The 17,947-nt window shown below is 38.9% G+C and carries 15 protein-coding genes; 6 read left to right on the forward strand and 9 right to left on the reverse strand.

Annotated elements, in window-relative coordinates; genetic code table 11:
* Window positions 1–50: 50 nt before the first annotated feature.
* The gene (locus AC5JMK_RS26855) at window positions 51–662 is read right to left on the reverse strand and encodes a hypothetical protein (protein WP_495911375.1); all 612 of its coding nucleotides are present in this window, start codon (window positions 660–662) and stop codon (window positions 51–53) included.
* 474 nt (window positions 663–1,136) lie between these two features.
* Here AC5JMK_RS26855 and AC5JMK_RS26860 point away from each other — a divergent pair, with 474 nt between their 5' ends.
* Window positions 1,137–2,474: an NAD(P)/FAD-dependent oxidoreductase gene (locus tag AC5JMK_RS26860; RefSeq protein WP_495911376.1), complete on the forward strand. Its 1,338-nt coding sequence runs from the start codon at window positions 1,137–1,139 to the stop codon at window positions 2,472–2,474.
* A gap of 100 nt (window positions 2,475–2,574) precedes the next feature.
* On the opposite strand, the gene AC5JMK_RS26865 is transcribed toward AC5JMK_RS26860, so the two are convergent.
* On the reverse strand, window positions 2,575–3,099 hold the full coding sequence (locus AC5JMK_RS26865; protein ID WP_495911377.1) for a pentapeptide repeat-containing protein: 525 nt from the start codon (window positions 3,097–3,099) through the stop codon (window positions 2,575–2,577).
* 140 nt (window positions 3,100–3,239) lie between these two features.
* Here AC5JMK_RS26865 and AC5JMK_RS26870 point away from each other — a divergent pair, with 140 nt between their 5' ends.
* The 3 genes from AC5JMK_RS26870 (at window position 3,240) to AC5JMK_RS26880 (ending at window position 6,564) form a co-directional block, all read left to right on the forward strand.
* Window positions 3,240–4,523 carry an FAD-binding oxidoreductase gene (locus AC5JMK_RS26870; protein ID WP_096677657.1) on the forward strand — a complete coding sequence of 428 codons (1,284 nt, stop codon included), beginning with the start codon at window positions 3,240–3,242 and terminating at the stop codon, window positions 4,521–4,523.
* 211 nt (window positions 4,524–4,734) lie between these two features.
* Window positions 4,735–6,090, forward strand: a complete 1,356-nt coding sequence (locus AC5JMK_RS26875; RefSeq protein WP_495911378.1) for a (Fe-S)-binding protein — start codon at window positions 4,735–4,737, stop codon at window positions 6,088–6,090.
* A 42-nt stretch (window positions 6,091–6,132) separates the two neighbouring features.
* Window positions 6,133–6,564 (forward strand): VOC family protein, encoded by a 432-nt coding sequence (locus AC5JMK_RS26880; protein ID WP_096677659.1) that lies wholly within the window; start codon window positions 6,133–6,135, stop codon window positions 6,562–6,564.
* A gap of 177 nt (window positions 6,565–6,741) precedes the next feature.
* Here AC5JMK_RS26880 and AC5JMK_RS26885 read toward each other — a convergent pair whose 3' ends face one another.
* From AC5JMK_RS26885 to fdxB, 7 genes are all read right to left on the reverse strand, one after another.
* Window positions 6,742–7,218, reverse strand: coding sequence for an ArsC/Spx/MgsR family protein (locus tag AC5JMK_RS26885; protein WP_096677660.1), 477 nt, complete (start codon window positions 7,216–7,218; stop codon window positions 6,742–6,744).
* Window positions 7,219–7,488: 270 nt separating this feature from the next.
* The gene (locus tag AC5JMK_RS26890) at window positions 7,489–8,100 is read right to left on the reverse strand and encodes a cysteine dioxygenase family protein (protein ID WP_495911379.1); all 612 of its coding nucleotides are present in this window, start codon (window positions 8,098–8,100) and stop codon (window positions 7,489–7,491) included.
* The gene (locus AC5JMK_RS26895) at window positions 8,097–8,582 is read right to left on the reverse strand and encodes a hypothetical protein (RefSeq protein WP_495911380.1); all 486 of its coding nucleotides are present in this window, start codon (window positions 8,580–8,582) and stop codon (window positions 8,097–8,099) included. Before AC5JMK_RS26895 ends, AC5JMK_RS26890 begins: the two co-directional genes overlap by 4 nt.
* A gap of 50 nt (window positions 8,583–8,632) precedes the next feature.
* Window positions 8,633–9,223, reverse strand: a complete 591-nt coding sequence (locus AC5JMK_RS26900) for a cytochrome c oxidase subunit 3 (RefSeq protein ID WP_495911381.1) — start codon at window positions 9,221–9,223, stop codon at window positions 8,633–8,635.
* 82 nt (window positions 9,224–9,305) lie between these two features.
* Window positions 9,306–11,000, reverse strand: a complete 1,695-nt coding sequence (ctaD, locus tag AC5JMK_RS26905) for a cytochrome c oxidase subunit I (RefSeq protein ID WP_495911382.1) — start codon at window positions 10,998–11,000, stop codon at window positions 9,306–9,308.
* A 263-nt stretch (window positions 11,001–11,263) separates the two neighbouring features.
* Window positions 11,264–12,238: a cytochrome c oxidase subunit II gene (locus AC5JMK_RS26910; protein WP_495911383.1), complete on the reverse strand. Its 975-nt coding sequence runs from the start codon at window positions 12,236–12,238 to the stop codon at window positions 11,264–11,266.
* A 928-nt stretch (window positions 12,239–13,166) separates the two neighbouring features.
* On the reverse strand, window positions 13,167–13,460 hold the full coding sequence (gene fdxB, locus AC5JMK_RS26915; protein WP_096677666.1) for a ferredoxin III, nif-specific: 294 nt from the start codon (window positions 13,458–13,460) through the stop codon (window positions 13,167–13,169).
* Window positions 13,461–14,566: 1,106 nt separating this feature from the next.
* On the opposite strand from fdxB, the gene AC5JMK_RS26920 reads away from it, so the two are divergent.
* Together AC5JMK_RS26920 and AC5JMK_RS26925 are read left to right on the forward strand one after the other, a co-directional pair.
* Window positions 14,567–16,159 (forward strand): helix-turn-helix domain-containing protein, encoded by a 1,593-nt coding sequence (locus AC5JMK_RS26920; protein ID WP_096677667.1) that lies wholly within the window; start codon window positions 14,567–14,569, stop codon window positions 16,157–16,159.
* Window positions 16,160–16,941: 782 nt separating this feature from the next.
* Window positions 16,942–17,805: an Npun_R2479 family HD domain-containing metalloprotein gene (locus tag AC5JMK_RS26925; protein WP_495911384.1), complete on the forward strand. Its 864-nt coding sequence runs from the start codon at window positions 16,942–16,944 to the stop codon at window positions 17,803–17,805.
* Window positions 17,806–17,947: the final 142 nt, after the last annotated feature.

Here is a 17,947-nt window from a genome sequence, read left to right on the forward strand (position 1 = left end):
GAATCACCATGTAATCTCTTGCGCTACATTTTGAAGTGCGGAATGTGGGTTTAAATTAGATGAGCAGGGAACACATTAGCAAGGGATGTTCCATCACCTTCATTTTGAGTAGCAATCAGCATCCCAAGTAATTTATTACTACTACTAACAATTACTCGTGAACCATGATGCGAAGAATGTAAATGTTGGTCAAATTTGACTTGAAAAACTTGGACACTAGCATTGAAATCACCCAAAGCTTTTTGTACTAGGTGGGCTGTTTTAATAGTTCCTTCAATCCGTGAATCATCAAATTCTAATATGATAGATTCGCCTACACTAACATTTGGTTGAGAATCTTTATCTCGAGTAATATCAGATATTTTGTTAAGAGGAAAATTTTGATGAGGTTGAATAAATACAACTGGTTTGCCATTAGAATTAATCAATGACCAGTCGAATTCACGAATAACACCGACATTCCCACCACCAGTAGTTAGAACAGGGACTTTGTTGTTAGGAATTTGAAAATCCATCATAAATGTATGTTGTACCTTCACAAGATCAAGAGGAGCAATCAAAAAATATTCTTGTTTCCCATTGCTTGTATGAAGTTTTTTTCCATAAAGTTGACAATCTGGACTTTGAGTAAAGCCTTGAAATGTATCACGATGAATCTGCATAAAAAAACTCATGGTAAATGTTATCTTTCTATGATTTAGGAATTACGCATTGACTCAAGTGCGTAAAATCCTATTTCATGAACGAAATAAAAGCTTAGTTCTTAAAACTTAGCTTCTCTTCTATTTGTTTATTTAGGTTGGACAAAACTAAGTTATGCACTTTTGACGAAAATGTAAATTAGAAAAATTGGTCAAAAAATCACTTACTGACTGAGTTTTTACGTAAGCTTCATAACTTTATGAAACAACTTGACAAATAAACTTTAGTAATTAATAAAGCCTTTTTTTTGATTAATTTTGCACTTATTCCAACCACAAAACTAAATTAAAATGTAGTTTGCATTACCTTTTGTTTGTATTATTGATTACATTTACAAAAATTAAAATGTAAAAAATAAACAGAATCATCTAAACAAATTTGTAAAAATTTGTTAAGAATAGTGGCAGGAATATCAACAAAAGGAAGTAAAACTTATGACAAACACGACAGAGACTAAACCACCCCATCAGGTAGTGATTATTGGTGGTGGTTTTGGCGGACTTTATGCCGCAAAATCACTGAATAATGCAAATGTAGATGTTACTCTTATAGACAGACGCAATTTTCACCTTTTTCAACCGCTTTTGTATCAAGTTGCAACAGGTGCAATATCGCCTGCTGATATTTCCTCGCCACTGCGTTCAGTTCTCAGCAAAAGTAAGAATACAAAAGTGCTATTGGGAGAAGTGAATGATATCGATCCCGAAGCGCAAAAAGTTGTAATCGGTGATGAAATCATACCCTACGATACGTTAATTGTGGCTACAGGTGCGAAACATTCGTATTTTGGGAAAGATGAATGGGAATCTTTTGCTCCTGGTTTAAAAACAGTGGAAGATGCAATAGAAATGCGTCACCGTATTTTTATGGCGTTTGAAGCTGCGGAAAAAGAAACCGATCCGCAACTGCGTCGTGCTTGGTTAACATTTGTAATTGTTGGTGGTGGTCCTACAGGTGTGGAATTAGCTGGTGCGATCGCAGAATTAGCGTATCACACAATGAAAGAAGACTTCCGCAACATCGATACCACCGAAGCCCAAGTTATTTTACTTGAAGGTCTAGATCGGATTTTGCCACCATTTGCTCCAGAATTGTCAGCACAAGCAGCAACATCTCTTCAGCGCTTGGGTGTGACGGTACAGACAAAAACTTTAGTGACAAATATCGACAATGATCTCGTCACGATCAAACAAGGTGAAGAACTATCACAGATTCATGCCAAAACGGTATTATGGGCAGCAGGTGTCAAAGCTTCACCACTGGGGAAAGTATTAGCGCAAAGAACAAGTGTAGAATGCGATCGCGCCGGACGAGTTATAGTTGAACCAGATTTGAGTCTTAACAACTACCCGAATATTTTTGTAATTGGTGACTTAGCTCATTTTGCTCATCAAAACGGTAAACCCTTACCTGGTGTCGCACCCGTAGCGATGCAAGAAGGAGAGTACGTTGCTTCACTAATTAAACAAAAACTTCAGGGTCAAATATTATTACCAAGATTTTATTATATTGACAAAGGTAGTTTAGCAGTAATTGGGCAAAACTCAGCTGTTGTAGATTTAGGTTTTATCAAATTCACAGGTTTTGTCGCTTGGCTATTTTGGTTATTAGTTCATATTTACTTCTTAATTGAATTTGACAACAAACTAATAGTCATGATTCAGTGGGGTTGGAATTACTTCACTCGTCATCGTGGTGCTAGATTAATTACAGGAAAAGAACAAACAAGCAATTTCACAACGGAAAAAACAAGAGAAATCATGAACGTATAATTGCACAGACGCAGTGAATAATAATATCCCCGACTTATTGAAGAAGTCGGGGATCTGGCTTTTTCAATATTCACAACTCAAAATCATCAAATTTAATTACTCAAACTTGCCTGGAAACATTGCCAATACTGCCATCAGGCATAATTGTATCTTGTAAATAAGCATTGCCAAAATTAACTTTGCGGGCATAACTAAAATTAGCTTCAGTCAAATCAGCATAATCAAAATGAGTATCAAGTAAATGAGCGCCACTAAAATTTGCTCTACTCAAATTCACCTTATAAAAAATAGCTTCATATAATTTTGCGCCACTCAAATCAGCGTCACTTAAATCAGCAGCATGAAGCGCCGCACACCACATATCTGTGTAACTCAAGTCAGCTTTTTGGAAATTAGCATGTTCAAAATGAGCATATTCTAAATTCAACCCGCGTAAATTTGCACCACTCAAATCCAATTTTATACCTTCGGTATGGCGAACTAATTTTTGCAAGTTGGCATATCTAAAATCAGATCCACTCAAGTTGATTTCAGTCAAATGTCTCAGTCTAAATTCAACAATTTCAACTCCGGTAAAATCTCTCTCCCCGGTAGCATATCTTCTCAGCAATTGTTCAACATTCATTCTTCTCATGACTTTGACCCTGCATCCATTAGCACCACAAATATAATTATTACAAGAAGGCAAAATGTGCAAATGCCAAGTAGCGGTGCATAAGAGTCTGATGTACAGTATTTCATGGAGACAAACATTGATCAAAGCTAATGCCTAGCGAACAAGTCCCCTTGCGTATCCCTACTTCTAGTCTTGCATCTATCGTTGGTGAAAATGGTTTCTATCCTTGGGAAAATTTAGCACCACCTCAGCAGATATTTTCTCCAACTCCTCCTAGTTGTATCGTCTATCCTGAGACTACCGAACAACTAGCACAGGTAATCAGGGAAGCTAACCACAATAAATGGCGTGTCCTTCCTTGTGGTAGCGGTAGTAAACTCAGTTGGGGTGGCTTAGTTAAGGGGATTGATGTTGTAGTTAGCACAGAACATCTGAATAAATTGATTGATCATGCTGTTGGTGATTTGACGGTGACAGCAGAAGCGGGGATGAAATTCTCTGATCTCCAAGCAATTTTAGCCAAAGCTAACCAATTTCTCGCCCTTGATCCAGTTACACCATCAGCAACTTTGGGTGGAATTGTTGCAACTGCTGATACGGGTTCCTTGAGACAGCGTTACGGAAGTGTGCGTGATCAATTACTAGGAATTACTTTTGTCCGTGCTGATGGACAAATCGCCAAAGCTGGGGGACGAGTGGTGAAAAATGTTGCTGGATACGACTTGATGAAGTTGTTTACAGGTTCCTACGGCACATTGGGCGTGATTAGTCAAGTGACGTTTCGTGTATATCCAATCCCGGAAATTTCTGCAACGGTTGTACTGACGGGTACGCCAGAGAATGTATCACAAGCTGCGGCGATTTTGCGTGGTTCGGCGTTAACACCTACTCAGGCTGATTTACTTTCAACTCAATTGGTATCTGAGTTGGGTTTGGGTACAGGAATGGGATTAATTGCAAGGTTCCAAAGTATTGCTGAAAGTGTGAAAGAGCAGTCTCATCGGTTGGTGGAAGTTGGGCAAAATTTGGGTTTGCAAGAAGCGATGTATGAGGGAGCTGATGAAGTTGATTTATGGGAAAGATTGCGAGAATCTATCTATTTTGGTGGCGGTGAATCGGCAATTACTTGCAAAATAGGAGTGTTACCGACTGCGGGGGTTGAGGTTTTAAAGCAGGCGCAAAAGGGTTTGATTCACATTGCTAGCGGTTTGGGAGTGTTGCGGTTTGAGAGTGAGAAAGGATTAGTGGAGATGCGATCGCTCTGTGAAAATCATAAAGGTTTTTTGACGATTTTGACTGCGCCAGTAGAGGTGAAGCAAAGGTTGGATGTCTGGGGTTACACTGGCAATGCGGGGAAAATGATGCGACGGATTAAGTTGCAGTTTGATCACAAGGGTATTTTAAGTCCTGGTTGTTTTGTGGGTGGAATTTAACAGTTATCAGTTAGAGTAATCCGATTTGATTCGGTGAATCACTTGTAGAGTGAGGGAACTCTTAACGCTTAATGGGGAATAAACCTCTTACATGAATTCTAAAAACCCCCCTCAATCCCCCGTAAACGAGGGGAAGATTTAGTTCCCTCCCCGTTTACGCTTAGGGTTAGGGTGGGGTAAACAAAACAGGGAACACAGAGGGGAGAGGAATATGCAAGTTTCGGAAGGTTCTGTTGGGAAGACGGCGAGTTTGAAGAATTTGAAAGGGTTTGATGCAAGTCATCCGCCTGATCCGAAGTTGATTGATAGTTGTGTGCATTGTGGGTTTTGTCTTGCGACTTGTCCGAGTTATCGGGTAACTGGTAAGGAGATGGATTCTCCGAGGGGACGTATCTATTTAATGGATGCGATTAATGAGGGTGAAATTGCTTTGAATACAGCGAGTGTTGAGCATTTTGATTCTTGTTTGGGTTGTTTGGCGTGTGTGACGACTTGTCCTTCGGGGGTGCAGTATGACAAGTTGATTTCGGCGACTCGTCATCAGGTTGAGAGAAATTATTCGCGTGGTTTGTGGGATCGGTTGGTTAGGCAGTTAATATTTTCTTTGTTTCCTAATCCTGATGCTTTACGGATTTTGTTAGTACCTTTGTTGGTTTATCAGAGGTTGGGTTTTTCTAAGTTTTTTCGGGCGACTGGGGTATTAAAGAATATCTCGCCTCGGTTGGCGGCTATGGAGTCGATTTTACCGGAGATTACGCTGGAGTCTTTTCAGGATAATTTACCAGATGTGATTCTGGCGCGAGGTGAGAAGCGCTATCGAGTTGGGATGATTTTGGGTTGTGTACAACGGTTGTTTTTCTCGCCTGTGAATGAAGCGACGGTGCGGGTCTTGACGGCGAATGGTTGTGAGGTGGTGATTCCTAAGTCTCAAGGTTGTTGTGCGGCGCTTCCGGAACACCAAGGACAAACTGAACAAGCTAAGGCTTTGGCTAGGCAGATGATTGATAGTTTTGCTAATACTGGTGTAGATTACGTGATTATCAATGCTGCTGGCTGTGGTCATACTTTGAAAGAATACGGGCATATTTTGGAGGATGATCCAGAGTATCGGGAGAAAGCACAAGAATTTGCGGCGAAGGTAAAGGATGCACAAGAGTTTTTAGCAACGGTTGGGTTAACAACGAAGTTGTCAACCTTGGCTAGTAAACCAGTGAGTTTGGTTTATCAAGATGCTTGTCATTTGTTACACGGACAAAAGATTAGTGTGCAACCACGTCAGTTGTTACAGCAAATTCCAGGGGTGAAGTTGAAGGAACCTTTAGATGCGGCGATATGTTGCGGTAGTGCGGGAGTTTACAATATGCTGCAACCGGATATTGCTGAGGAGTTGGGTAAGCAAAAGGTGCGGAATTTGTTAGATACTGGTGCTGATTTGATTGCTTCACCAAATCCGGGTTGTAGTTTGCAGATTCAGAAGCATCTGGAGTTGCAAGGAAAGGATGTTGCGATTATGCATCCGATGGAGTTATTGGATTATTCGATTCGGGGTGAGAAGTTGAAAGTTTAACATTTCTAGATTTACACCTTGAAAGGTTGTTATTAGCTTAATATGAATCAAACTATATTTCATCTTGCTTTTCCTGTCACCGACATTGCCGAAGCAAAAGCATATTATGTTAATGGTTTAGGCTGTATTTCTGGTCGGGAAAATCGCCATGCTCTCATTCTCAATCTTTATGGTCATCAATTGGTGGCTCATGTTACCAAAGAACTGTTGACACCACAACGTGGGATTTATCCCAGACATTTTGGATTAGTTTTTACTTCAGAAGCTGACTGGAAATCTTTACTGTTGAGAGCGCAACAGTGTCAGCTAATGTTTAGAGAAGAACCCAAGCATCGTTTTGTTGGTACTCCCCTAGAACATTCCACTTTCTTTTTAGAAGACCCATTTTATAACTTGATGGAATTTAAATATTATCGTGATTATGAAGCGATTTTTGGGAATGCGGAGTATCAACAAATTGGCGAACCTCACTGACTTTTCACTAGATCTGAAAAACCTCTCTTCTACAAGAAGAGAGGTCAAAAGTCCTTTAATGGCGTTGCTGAATGCGATATGAATCCGAATGTAGAGACACGATATATCGTGTCTCTACAAAGATTTTGGTATTACGCAAAATCATTTTCATACATGAAATCAGCAATCCCTCTTTAATTAATGCTGACAGGAACCTTGTTTACCTTGTTTATGGCCTTGGCCATGTCCGTGCTTGTGAGAACAGGTTTGCAAATCCTGAGTTTTCAGCTTGTCGGTGATTTCTTGAAGAGTTTCATCCTTAGATTTTAAGCCGATCCAAGTGTCTATTTTTTCTGTATCAAAACCCACTTCACGGCGATCGCCTACTTCCATCAATGGACGGCGAATCAATAATGGATCTTTAAGCATCATCATTAAGGCTGTTTGTGGATCTACTTTTTCGGGAATAATCTCACCTGATTGTACACGAGGAGCAGCGCGGTTAAACCATTCGATTACAGGGCGATCGCCAAAAAATGAGTGTAGACGTTCAGCAGTCCAAGATTCTGTGAGTAGGTTATACGATATCACTTCATGACCTGCGGCTGTCAGTAAAGTTTTTTGTTTGGTATTATTTTTACAGCCAGGTTTTTCATAAAAAATCACTCTTGCCATTGCAGTATCTCCTATTTATTTAACAGTGATCAGTTATCAGTAGTTTTTTATCTTCACTGTTCACTGTTCACTGATTTAACGTAGTTTTATACGCATAAAAATATTTCCCCTCTACTGCAAAAGATAAAAAGTTTGTAATCAGTGCTTTAGCACGGACTACAAATTTACATCCTAATTAAATTTTAATAATAAATACAAGTTATTTGATATTAAAAATTATGAAAATCAAGATACCCAACTTCTCTAAGAAGTTGGGTATCTGTGTATTCGTCAAAAATTATTTGCTGTATGAGAAAGTACATTATATTCTAATCTTTGTTTTGGATCAGTTTCGCCATAAATATTAAAAGTAACTGTTGGTTCATCACCCACTGATTCTACGCAATGAATTGCATCGGGTGTAAAACTGATAATATCACCAGGTAATAAACTTAACTCTCCTGTTTGTTCTATTTTATCTGGAAATTCTTGGTTAGGATAACGCCGCCAAAATGTATTTTTTTCTTTACCTTTTAATAATGCTACTACTCCCCACGTGCCATGATTATGAATATTAGATTTTGTACCTGGTGCAAATGTTACTGTTTGTACTGTTAGCGGAAAGCCTAATTCATCGTAGAGAATTAAAACTGATTCTCCTGTTTTTGGACTAGGTTCTAGGTATTGAGTTTGCACCCAATAAGAGTTTACAAGCAAGCGTCTAACTAACATTTGAATTTCTGGTAGCTGACTTGTTTCATCTTCAACATTATTCAGAATATCTTCGAGTTCAGTTAAGAACCGATAAAGGCGATAATTATCTTTGAGTAAGTCCCATGCTCTGGCTGAATCACAAGCTTGATACTCTCCATCTCCATTGATATGCCAATCTCTATTTTTCATTCTTCTTCTTCTGCGGGTCGAGTCAAAATATCAAGTAAGATTCCTGCACCAAAGTCATTTTTATCATCAATGGATTTAACTTTAGTGCTAATTTCTTTAGCTTTTTCTATTTCTCCGAGTTTAGCTAATACTAATCCTGAAGCTGCATAAGCATTTAAATACAAACGGATTTGATAATCTTCTTTTCTACTAATTAATATTAATTTTAGTTGTTGCCAATCATCAGGCATTTTCTCAGATTGTCTAATCTTATCTAGAACTTTTACTGCTGTTTGCAGTGCCATTTTGTAATTATATTTGTAATAAAAATATCTATAAGCTGCTACCAAAACTTCTAAATCATCGCCTGTTTTGGCTAAAGCTTGATGCATATACTTTTCCGACTCTGACGTATTTTCCCAATGTTCAGCAGCCAAAATTAATAATTCTTTGATTTCCTCTGGTACTTGAAACCAGGAAAATCTTTCTGCATCAATTTGCATAAACATCTCCTTTCTATTTAGTAGGAGCGTACGCTCCTACTAACTATTTCCTAAAACAAAGTCAAAATGTACAATAGTGTGAAGAGAATAATCCAAATAATGTCTACAAAGTGCCAGTAAATTTCTGCCATCTCAATGCCAGTATGTTTAGTAGCACCATAGTGACCAGGACGACGCGATCGCCACAATACACCCAATATCAAAAGCAGTCCGATAAACACGTGCAAACCGTGGAACCCGGTCATGAGATAGAAACAATTGGCAAAGACATTAGTAGTCAAACCATATCCCAAGGTCATGTATTCATAAACCTGACCACCGAGGAAAATTGCTCCCATAATTGCGGTGATGGTATACCAAAATCGCATCCCTTTGACATTATTCTTTTTAATCGCCGTATCACCAAAGTGAATGACGAAACTACTCGAAACCAGAATAATCGTGTTAATTGTCGGTACTAATAACTCAACTTCTGTTCCTTCCGGCGGCCATACTTCTGTGCTACCGCGAAAAAACAAATAAGTAGCAAAAAACCCACCAAACATTAAAGATTCAGAGATGAGGAACGTCAACAATCCCCAAACTCGTAAATCCTGATGTTCTTCATGATGACTTGGACTAGTCGTTGTTGCGATCGCCATATCTTTTATTTATTGATTATTAGTAGATAGTGGTTAGTAGATAGTAGTTAATTTTTAGCCACTAACTACTAACCATTAGCCATTAACCATTTGCTGCAACAGCAGTTTCACCTGTTTGCGAAGTTGTACCATGACCATTCATGCCATAGTCATAAGGGCCATGAGTTACCACAGGTAACACTTCCCAATTCTCAATTGCAGGTGGTGAACTAGTAGTCCATTCCAAACTCAAAGCATTCCAAGGATTATCACCTGCTTGCTTCCCAGCGATCCAACTCCAAATCATATTGATCGCAAAGGGAACCACTGAGAAACCCAAAACATACGCACCAATTGTACAAATCTCGTTGAGGTGGGTAAATTGTGGATCATACATCGCCACACGCCGAGGCATTCCTTGTAATCCCAATTCATGCATTGGTAAAAAAGTCAAGTTCGTACCAATAAAGGTCAAAATAAAATGAATTCGACCCAAGGTTTCATTCACCATTCGTCCAGTGATTTTGGGAAACCAGTGATAAATCCCGGCGTAGATACCAAATACGGAACCACCAAATAAGACGTAGTGGAAGTGGGCAACTACATAATATGTGTCGTGGACATGAACGTCAAAAGGCGCTGTTCCCATCGTCACGCCACTTAAACCGCCCATGACAAACATCATTAATAAGCCGATTGCAAATAGCATGGCGCTGGTAAAGCGAATTTTACCGCCCCAAAGGGTAGCAACCCAACCAAAAATCTTCACACCAGTGGGAACAGCAACAATCAAGGTGGAGATGGTGAAGAACATCCGCATCCAACCGGGTGTACCACTGGTAAACATGTGGTGTACCCAAACGAACAAACCGACAACACAAATCGCCAAACTCGAATAGGCGATCGCTTTATATCCAAATATCGGTTTGCGCGCATGTACAGGAATCACTTCGGACATAATGCCGAAAATTGGCAAAATCATTAAATAAACTGCCGGATGCGAGTAAAACCAGAACAAGTGTTGGTAAATAACAACGTTACCGCCTGCATCTGGTTTAAAGAACGAAGTCCCAAAATTGAGGTCAAACAACAGCAGTACTAACCCTGCTGCTAAAACTGGTGTAGATACTAGTGCTAAAACTGAAGTTGCCATAATTGCCCAGCAAAACAGGGGAAGTTGATCCCATTTCATGCTAGGAACTTTCATAAACAGCATGGTGACAACAAAGTTCAGCGAACCCAAAATTGAGGAAGTTCCTACCAAAACAATGGCAAGTATCCACATTGATTGAGCTATCGGCGCAGTCACCAAACTTAAAGGCGGGTAAGCTGTCCAACCAGATTGGGAACCACCAAAGAAGAAACTAGCTAAAATCAATAAGCCTGCGGGTGGGTTCAACCAAAAGGCGATCGCGTTCAATTTCGGGAAAGCCATATCCCTAGCACCCACCATTAACGGTACTAGGAAGTTACCAAATCCCCCAATCGCACTGGGAACGATCCACAAGAAGATCATGATCGTTCCGTGATTGGTCATGAAAGCGTTATACAGATTCGGGTCGATTAAATCAGCATCTGGTGTTGCTAACTCAGCACGCATGGCGATCGCCATCAGTCCACCGATGAGATAGAAGAAAAACGCCGTCACCAGATATTGAATTCCGATTACCTTATGATCAACATTAAACGTGAAATAGTCATACCATTTCCACGCTTGCGGATGATCATGAGTACTTTCACTAACCACAATTGTGGCTTCCTTTCCAGGTGGATGATTCGGTGGTATATCAAGAGTCATGTTGTTAGTCCTACTCTACGAGAAGCCGCTAAAGCGTCTATGTCATTTGTCATTTGTTGTTTGTTGTTTGTCATTTGTTGGTTTTTTCGATCAACCACCAACTACCAACCAATAACTATTAGACATCTCCAGAAATGAGGTATCGACCCTGACTGCACAAGGGTTTTATATTCTTTTTCACCAGATGTCTATTGACCATTGACTGGGAGAGAGATTAGAGACTATTTCCCAATCCCCAATCCCCGATCACTAATCCCTGATCACTAATCCCCGATCCCCATATTTCGTGCATAGGGTGCAAGATAATCTGATACAGATAATTCGGCCGGGTTAATCGCCACAGCTTGCTGTAGTCCTTGTTGCTGTTGGGCGATGCGATTTTCTGTCAACCAACTTTCGTATTCTTCGGGAGTATGAACTACTACCTGTGACCTCATCGAACCGTGATAACCACCACACAGTTCTGTACAAACTACAGGATATGTACCAACTTTAGTGGCAACAAATCGTAGTTTTGTGGGAATACCAGGAATTGCATCTTGTTTGAGGCGGAATTGTGGTACCCAAAACGAGTGGATTACATCTGTAGAGGCTAAGTTGAGTTGTACATCAGTACCCACTGGTACGTGTAACTCACCAGTAGTGACACCACTGTTGGGATAGTTGAAAATCCAAGCAAACTGCATCCCCGTAACATCAACAACTAAGTCAGGCGATTTACCTTGTTCGTTAGCACCCGCACCAATCCCAATATTAGCATCGTCTGCTGAGGTGGCTGTTTCTTGTGTCATTCCAGAAGCATCGCCAAGAGTTGCAGCAATTGCAGTTCCTGGCATCTGGTGGGTAACATGAACTGGAGTGTGGCTATGACCACCCGGTTCTAATCCTCCCATTCTGCTATAAACATCGACACTGTAAATCCCTAAGCAAAGGACGATGACAGTAGGGATTGCTGTCCAAAAGACTTCTAAGGGTAAGTTACCCTCAATGAACGATCCATCTGTATCATCACCTTTACGGCGACGAAACATCACCAAAAATATCAAAATCGTTCCTTCGACCACCACAAATAAAGCGGTAGCAATAATCAGCATTACATTGAAAAAACCGTCTACCAAAGGCGCTTGTTCCGATGCTTGGATTGGTAGTAGATTATGGTGCTGACCCACCCAAAGGCTGAAGAGTGTGATTAATACCCCAGCAACTAAGGTTAACAGTGAAACAGGAATTTGTTGCATACTTTTCGGGATAACGTCGTTCCAGGTGTAACCGTCGCTAAGTTTCCAGTTAAAAGCTAAAAGTTAAAAGTAAAAAGCAGGCAATGGTTATGCCACTATTATTTGAACCGATTTGTGGAGTCATCCAATTATTAGATTTTAGATTTTAGATTACTCTACGAGAAGCCGCTATCGCGTCTATAGATTTTGGATTGACCCCACCAATAAATCCGCTTTCTTGAAGATTTTAGATTTTGGATTGGTTCCCTATGGAATTTGGGGCTTGTACCATCAAGGAATTATCGGTCAAAGGTTCATAGTGAACTTCCAGCCTCTTGATGACTAAATATAATTTGTTTTTTGTCTTTTTACTTTTGACTTTTCACTTGTTGTGACATGGGTTTTATATTGAGCATAAAACCAAGAAAACCCAATTTATGTTACTTCTTAATTGTCGGCTTGTAATTATATATATGGGAATATTTTAAACTTGTTTTAACTTCTTTTGATTTCCGAAATATTTTAAGTAATTAAATTTGTTTTGACAAGTATCTCAATACAATTAGTTTTTAGTTTTGCCTGAACATTTTATCTAAATATCTGAATTCAATTAGTTGATAATTCACATTTTGCTTATATATATTTGTTCACTAATAACTATTTTTTCGCACTGTGAATGTATATCAATTACAGCTTCATCTGAAAAGTAAACATACCTGAAACCCTTACCAATGATTAATAATCAATGACAAGTGACGAGTTCAAATCGTTAGCTTTATTTGTACCGATTTACTTGTAAATTCCCTATAAATATAGAGAAATCCCCTCTACTAACCTTTCTCTACTGAACTTATTTCCTTGACAAACAGTTCTTTTCTTGACAAAGAACTCGCCTTAAACAACAAAATCTCATTTCCTAAGTAACAATAAACAAGTTCATGATGGCTACTTAGTTATTCAATTCAACGTGAGTGTAACAGTTTTTCGAGCAAATTCTAGAACAAGCACCACAGCCAATACAATTTTCTGGATGAGCAACTGTCATCACTTTCTTTTCGATTTCATCATCATCTTCATCATCTACAAATTCGCCCTCTTCATTCATTGGTCTTAATACCAACACATTATGTCCGCAAATTTTAAAGCATCTGCCACAGCCGATGCATTTGTGTTCATCAATTGATTGTGCAAATTTTGGTGTCCAAGTTTTACCACCAAATGTCAATCCTGTGAGTACTGCCATGAACTTACCTTCCAGAATTTATCTACAACTAGATTGGCGCTTTAACGCTCATACTAACATAACTGTAATTAGCTTTTTTTAATGTTCAAATCTAACGATTTACATAGTCATATTTCCATAAGCTTGCAACAAAATTTTGGTTTTTCCCTATTCTTTTAATTTAGATGAAATTCTTTGCCAATAAGATTTAATGTTTATTTATATATCAAGAATAAATCATGACTGATGAACCACGGATCTGATATTTCAAGCATGTTAAACTCAATCGAAAAAATGATATTTATTTGCAGTAAATATCAATAAAAGAAAAAACTTAAGTAAAGTATTAAGAGATACAAAAATGTTCAAGCTCCCCGACTTATTAAAAAAGTTGGGGAGCTTGTTGTTGTTTTAGATGATGAAAAATAATAAAAAATGTAAAACAATTAACAGATAATAACTTTTGTTAAATATTAATATTCTTAATAATTCTATTTGCCAAGATGGCTGAAATATTAAAACACGTATCTTCGTGTCAAATATAAAAATGTTCTTACACAAATTACCTCCCATGAGGAAGATGTTATGCAAATGTCTATACAGTTAAAATGGTTTGGATAAGCATACAATTGTCTAAAAGTGCTAGTAGAAAAAAGATTAAAGGGACAGGGTTTAACGAATAGAGAAATTCTTTTACCCCTTACTGTTTCTTACTCTTTAATCCTTAATTAAACTGTATTGCTTATACAGTATTTATTAGTTTGGGAGTGTTACTCAAACAACAAACAAATTTCACTCAACAGGTTTTGTTGATCAAACAAATGAGCGGAAATTACTGAAAATCAAAAAATTAACAAAATTTATCTTTCGCTCATGATGAACAAACCTACAACAATATCTGTGAAAAGTATAGATAATTAAGAATTTAATAAGGCTCGGCTAGGTTATGAGCATAGAGTAACTTTCAATTGGATGCAAAGTCCGAAGGTGGATGTGGGTGGTTAGTACGGCAATCACGATTTATAGTGTTGCTGAATAATGTGAGTTGTGAGTGGTGAAAACAGGGGGGACTCATCCAGGGGAAAATCCGAGCCAGACATCTCAACGAGTACATTGGCAATAGCCTTATGCCTTACACAATACCTAATAATAGTTGCGTTGGATGTGACAACTGCCGTCCTCAATGTCCTACAGGTGCTATTAAACTTGAAAACGATGAATATTGGATTGATCCTTGCCTTTGTAACAACTGTGAGGGTTACTATCCTGAACCACAATGTGTGGCAGCTTGTCCAACAAATTCTCCCATACCTTGGCACGCCAAAAGAGGAAGATGCAAAGTTGATTTGCGTGAGGTAACTAGTCCAGATTTATTTTCCAACGGTAAAAGTAACCCCTTTGCTTCAGCGATCGTCATTTGGGAAGCTTGCAATTTGCTCTCTCAACGGACATCATTACCTTGGGAAACAGATGAACAAGGAAACTTGTGCTATCGTCGCCAAGTGAATCAAGGAAAAGGCGCGATCGCATTTCATCTGAGCAAATCACCCCAAAGCAGTGAACTTGTCACACAATTAGCAGCAATAGAGACACTAGATATCAGATCTGCTTGTCTACATCTGATTTTTGCAGCTTATGCAACAACACAAGATCGACCTTGGGAACAAGAGTTTACTATTGATGAACGACAAATAGAAAAATACTTGGGCTTAGAAAAGCGCAAGGACTTAAGCAAAAACGTCAAGCTGACTTTGATTAACAACTTAGTTCAGCAAGCTTGCTCACTTGTCGTTTCCATCAACTGGCCCCAGCAAGGTATGCTCAAAGGTTTCTCTCTACAAGCAAGTCGTTTGTGGGAACTAGTCCAAGTTCAACGCCACTTTCAAGAAGATAATCTTGGATGTAAATATCTTGTTGGCTTAACTTTCAAAATTCGAGCTGGAGTCTGGGCGCAATATTTCCTCAACAAACAAGCATGTAAAGAACGAACTGCATTTTATCAATACGGTAGTTTGCCAAAATCCTTATTAACCACAGTGATGAGTATTTGGCAACAACACGAAGGTACAGCACGATTAATGCTGTGGTTACTATTTAAAACCAAAATGGGCGCTGCTCAACGGATCACAGTTCCTACTTTGATGCGTGTTGCTTATGGTGAGGAGAAAATTGCTCAAGCATGTCGCCAAAGAGAAGATCGCAAACGCCTGCTGCGGACTTTTGAACATGATTTAGAAGTCCTCAACCACTACGGGATGAAATCAGAATTTGATCCAATCACCTACCCACCAACAATCCAACCTTTGTGGGCGAGACTGGTTGATATCCCCGAAGATCCAGACGAAGCAATAGAATTTTGGATTAATGACGGTAGCGCTACATCACGTCTGACAGATGTCAGTCCCCGTGGTAAATGGAACCTGTTGATGAACGCTCGGATTTTATCTTTCAGCCTACCACCAGACTGGGAGAAGCAAACTGCTGACTCCGAAAAAAAGCAGCGAACCACAAAAAACAAAAGAAAAATCAAAACGACTGGTGATTTACTAGGCGAACAAATTTTACGGGCGCGAAAAAACCTCAATCTGTCCCAAAGAGACTTAGCAAAACTCGCAGGTAAAAGTCAAAGCTGGATTCGCGACATCGAAAAAGGTCGCCTAAAAGTTAAATTAGAAGACCAAGTAGTTTTACGTAAAGTCTTGGGTCTTAATTCGGCCTGAGTTTAGCAAGATGAGCCTCAGAATTAATTCTGAGGCGGTTGTTGAGAATAATGCAAGAACTGAGGAGAGAGTTTTTTAAATCCGTCAAAATTACGTTGGCTTATCGTTAACATGCATCCCATCTCCCAGATTTTGTAATCATGTACTTTTGCAAAAAGTCTATCAATTAATTTTAGAAATTCTGGCGATCGCTATCCTGTCTGATAATAAATTCCTTGGGCTGCATATAGCATTCCTAAAAGATCCCCGACTGCGATTTCAATCGCAGTTTCATAGCTAATACCATTTCACGTTAATCACGATACACATAAATTTTGTAGAGACGCGATATATCGCGTCTCTACAGGGTCTGTATTTGTATCAGAGGTTTTCAGTAGCCCTAAGAAACTAGCGGTTGATTCCTGTTCAGGTTTGCAACACTGCGTAATTTTGTAAAACGGTATAAATCACCATTAAAATTTTTTGAGATTAACAGGTTTAAAACTCAAAAACTTGGTTTAAAACTCAAAAACTTGGTTTAAAACTCAAAAACTTGATTTAAAACTCAAAAACTTGATTTAAAACTCAGAAACTTGATTTAAAACTCAGAAACTTAATTTAAAACTCAGAAACTTGATTTAAAACTCAGAAACTTGATTTAAAACTCAGAAACTTGATTTAAAACTCAAAAACTTAATTTAAAACTCAGAAAAGTTTGAGATTATCTCAGTCCAAGCTGTGATAATCACTACAATTTCAGATATAAATGTATCAATAATTTAGTTTCCCGACTGAGTACTAGTATGTTCAATGCCACAGAAATATTAATAGATGCTTTTGTAGGGCAAATTCGAGAAGGCTACCGTCGTACCTACGGCTGCTTCAAAACCGATTATCAAGACATAATTGCTTGGGCGGGAAACATGGCTTTAGAAAACATTGCCAACAGCGACGCCCTATATCATAATGTAGAACACTCGATTCTTGTTACTTTGGTAGGACAAGAAATATTACGTGGCAAACACATTCGAGAAGGTGGTGTTTCCACTGAAGACTGGCTACACTTTCTTATTTCCTTGCTTTGTCATGATATCGGTTATGTCAAAGGAGTATGCCGAGAAGACCGCGAGGAAAAAGGTTTGTATGCTACAGGTAAAGACCACAAAATGATTTCTCTCCCTGCTGGGTCTTCTGATACGAGTTTGACACCTTATCATGTAGATCGAGCAAAACTTTTTATTGATGAGCGTTTTGGCGGTCACAAACTGATAGACTCTGAAGTTATTAAAAGCAATATTGAATTGACTCGCTTTCCAGTACCTGTTGCTGAGGATCATCAATGCACAAGTAGCTATGCAGGCTTGGTTCGTGCTGCTGATTTAATTGGACAATTAAGCGATCCCCGCTACTTGAAAAAAATTACTTCTTTGTTTTACGAATTTGAAGAAACTGGGATGAATAAGGTTTTGGGCTACCAAACACCCGCTGACTTACGCAAAAACTATGCCAAATTCTACTGGCATGGAGTTTACCCATATATCCAAGATGCACTACGTTATCTGACTCTGACACAGCAAGGCAAACAAATTATTGCTAATCTCCACTCTAATGTTTTTGTTGTCGAACATGAAGTTCCTCAAGATGAAAAGTTATCTATAAGTAGGTAGGTGTAATTAAAGATAAAATAAAACCTCACTCTGCCTCCGGCTTCCCTCTCCTTACTAAGGCTACGGTGTACACACAAGTCAAAAATTTTCATGTTGAAACTGTATCCCGCCTATAACTAAAGTTCCAGGCGGTACTTGTGCT

The sequence above is a fragment of the Pelatocladus sp. genome (genome assembly GCF_059505505.1).